Below are 2,889 nucleotides of genomic sequence, written 5' to 3'. Positions count from 1 at the left end.
CGGCGCCCGCGTGCAGCTCGCGCCCGAGCTCGCCGCCCGCATCGGCTCTCCGACGGGGCTGCAGGTGGCCGGCGTGGCTCCGGGCAGCCCGGCAGAGCTCGCGGGCGTCCTTCGGGGCGACATCGTCGTCTCGCTCGACGGCAAGGGCGTCGTCACCGCCACCACGATCCAGCGGCTCATGGTGGAGGACGCGATCGACCGGCAGGTCGAGATGACGGTGTGGCGAGGCGGGGCGCTCGTCGACGTCTTCGTCGTGCCCCGGGAGCTCGTCGACGCGCCGTAGACTGGAGGCATGCCCCTCGAGCCGAAACTCGCCGATCTGCCGCGCATTCGCGGGGCGCTGCGCTTCTACCAGGTGGCGTCGGTCATCACCGGTGTGCTGCTGCTGCTGCTCTGCACCGAGATGATCCTGAAGTACGGGTTCGGCCTCGAGCTCGAGCTCGGCGGTCCTCAGGGCTTCCTCGCCTTCGTGCCGATCGACACCGTGACGGCCGTGAACCTCTCGACCGGCATCCTCATGGTGCACGGCTGGTTCTACGTGGTGTACCTCTTCAGCGACTTCCGCCTCTGGAGCCTCATGCGCTGGCCGTTCACGCGGTTCATCCTGATCGCGCTCGGCGGCATCATCCCGTTCCTCTCGTTCATCCTCGAGGCGCGCATCGGGCGCGAGGTGCGCGCGTACCTCGACGGCCGTGAGGCGAAGGCGGCGGCATCGTCCGCGTCCGCAGCCTCGCCCAGTGCTCCGGATGCCGCGACCAGCACCACCGACCCCGTGGAGGCCCAGCAGTGACCGACCAGCCGACCGGCACGACCGAGCCGACCGACGAGACGCCCGCGGCCGGCACGACCGAGCCGCTGCTGCAGCCCACCGAGTCGGCGCCCCCCGCCGAACAGCCCACCGACCAGCGTCCGGTGCTCGTGGTGGACTTCGGCGCGCAGTACGCGCAGCTGATCGCGCGGCGCGTGCGCGAGGCATCCGTCTACTCCGAGATCGTGCCGCACACGATCACGGCCGACGAGGTGCGCGCGAAGAACCCCGTCGGCATCGTCCTCTCGGGCGGGCCGTCGTCGGTGTACGAGGCCGGGGCCCCCGCACTCGACGAGGGCATCCTGCAGCTCGGCGTGCCCACGCTCGGCATCTGCTACGGCTTCCAGGTGATGGCGCAGCAGCTCGGCGGCGAGGTGGCGCACACGGGCCACCGCGAGTACGGGTCGACCGCCGTGACCGCCCGTACCGACGACGACAACGCGCTGCTCTCGGGTCAGCCCGAGGCGCAGACCGTGTGGATGAGCCACGGCGACTCGGTGTCGCGTGCGCCCGACGGCTTCGAGGTGCTCGCCTCCACGGCGACGACCCCCGTCGCGGCGTTCGCGAACGACCAGCAGGGCTTCTACGGCGTGCAGTGGCACCCCGAGGTGAAGCACTCCGAGTTCGGCCAGCGGGTCATCGAGAACTTCCTGCACCGCGCGGCGGGCATCCCCGCCGACTGGAACTCGGGCAACGTCATCGCCGAGCAGGTGGCGCGCATCCGCGAGCAGGTCGGCTCGGCCCGCGTCATCGCCGGGCTCTCGGGCGGCGTGGACTCCGCGGTCGCGGCCGCCATCGTGCACGAGGCCGTCGGCGACCAGCTCGTGTGCGTGTTCGTCGACCACGGCCTGCTCCGCAAGGACGAGCGACGGCAGGTCGAGGAGGACTACGTGGCGGCGACCGGCATCCGCCTCGTCACCGTCGACGCCGTGGACACGTTCCTCGACGCGCTCGCCGGGGTGAGCGATCCCGAGGAGAAGCGCAAGATCATCGGGCGCGAGTTCATCCGCGCGTTCGAGCGCGCCGAGCGCGACCTCGTCGCCGAGGCGGCGGCCGACGGTGAGCCGATCCGGTTCCTCGTACAGGGCACGCTGTATCCCGACGTGGTCGAGTCGGGCGGCGGCACCGGCACCGCGAACATCAAGAGCCACCACAACGTGGGCGGCCTCCCCGACGACCTCCAGTTCGAGCTCGTCGAACCGCTGCGCACGCTCTTCAAGGACGAGGTGCGTCAGATCGGACGCGAGCTCGGGCTGCCCGAGGCGATCGTGGGGCGCCAGCCGTTCCCCGGCCCCGGTCTCGGCATCCGCATCGTGGGCGAGGTCACGCGCGAGCGCCTCGACCTGCTCCGCGAGGCGGACGCGATCGCGCGCCAGGAGCTCACCGCGGCCGGCCTCGACCAGGAGATCTGGCAGTGCCCCGTGGTGCTCCTCGCCGACGTGCGCTCGGTCGGCGTGCAGGGCGACGGCCGCACCTACGGACACCCCATCGTGCTGCGCCCGGTGTCGTCGGAGGACGCGATGACCGCCGACTGGACGCGCCTGCCGTACGACGTGCTCGCCAAGATCTCGAACCGCATCACCAACGAGGTCCCCGAGGTGAACCGCGTGGTGCTCGACGTCACGTCGAAGCCGCCGGGCACCATCGAGTGGGAGTAGCGCGGCTCAGGCGAGCAGGCGCAGGATCGCCGACTCCGCCTCGGCCCGGTGGAACGGCTCGCCGCGTCGCGCGGTGAGCTGGTGCAGCAGCACCCCGTCGCAGTAGTCCGCGAGCCAGCGCGCCCGCTCCTCGGCGCGATCGATGCCGGATGCCTCGACCATGCCTCGAGCGACGGCCATGAAGCGCGCGTGCCCGGCGGTGACCGCTTCGGGCTCGGCCAGCGAGAGCACGAGGCGGGCGCGGGTGAGGTCGGCCTGCGGCCCGGCGAGGATCGAGAGGTACCCCGCCAGGGATGCCGCGAGCCTGACCGTGCTTACCATGGATTCTCCTTCGTGCGCCAGCACTCCCAGCGTAGTGTCCGGGCAGGGAGCCGCTCGATACACTCGGCCTCAGTACGAGGTATCCGCCTCATCGAACCGCGG

The 2,889-nt window shown here is 71.5% G+C and carries 4 protein-coding genes; 3 read left to right on the top strand and 1 reads right to left on the bottom strand.

Translation table 11 applies throughout. The annotated features are described in order from the left end of the window. The 3 genes from GH736_RS20410 to guaA all read left to right on the top strand — a co-directional run. Positions 1–283 (top strand): PDZ domain-containing protein (locus GH736_RS20410; RefSeq protein WP_159606587.1); only part of this gene is annotated, 283 nt, incomplete at its 5' end. Positions 284–292: 9 nt separating this feature from the next. Continuing rightward, positions 293–790: a DUF3817 domain-containing protein gene (locus GH736_RS20405; RefSeq protein ID WP_159606585.1), complete on the top strand. Its 498-nt coding sequence runs from the start codon at positions 293–295 to the stop codon at positions 788–790. Positions 791–858: 68 nt separating this feature from the next. Then, complete coding sequence (guaA, locus tag GH736_RS20400; protein WP_159606589.1) at positions 859–2,466, top strand: glutamine-hydrolyzing GMP synthase; 1,608 nt, start codon at positions 859–861, stop codon at positions 2,464–2,466. Positions 2,467–2,472: 6 nt separating this feature from the next. Here guaA and GH736_RS20395 read toward each other — a convergent pair whose 3' ends face one another. After that, positions 2,473–2,787: a hypothetical protein gene (locus GH736_RS20395; protein ID WP_159606583.1), complete on the bottom strand. Its 315-nt coding sequence runs from the start codon at positions 2,785–2,787 to the stop codon at positions 2,473–2,475. Between the last annotated feature and the right edge of the window lie 102 nt (positions 2,788–2,889).

The organism is Agromyces humi, assembly GCF_009720255.1.
GTDB lineage: Bacteria > Actinomycetota > Actinomycetes > Actinomycetales > Microbacteriaceae > Agromyces > Agromyces humi.
The sequence above is the reverse complement of the archived record's forward strand: the minus strand, read 5'-3'. Positions and strand labels throughout refer to the sequence as shown.

What these genes read in the sequence shown, in the direction of transcription:
- GH736_RS20395 (WP_159606583.1), bottom strand. Translation starts at nt 2,787, where the DNA reads ATGGTAAGCACGGTCAGGCTCGCGGCATCCCTGGCGGGGTACCTCTCG.
- GH736_RS20405 (WP_159606585.1), top strand. Translation starts at nt 293, where the DNA reads ATGCCCCTCGAGCCGAAACTCGCCGATCTGCCGCGCATTCGCGGGGCG.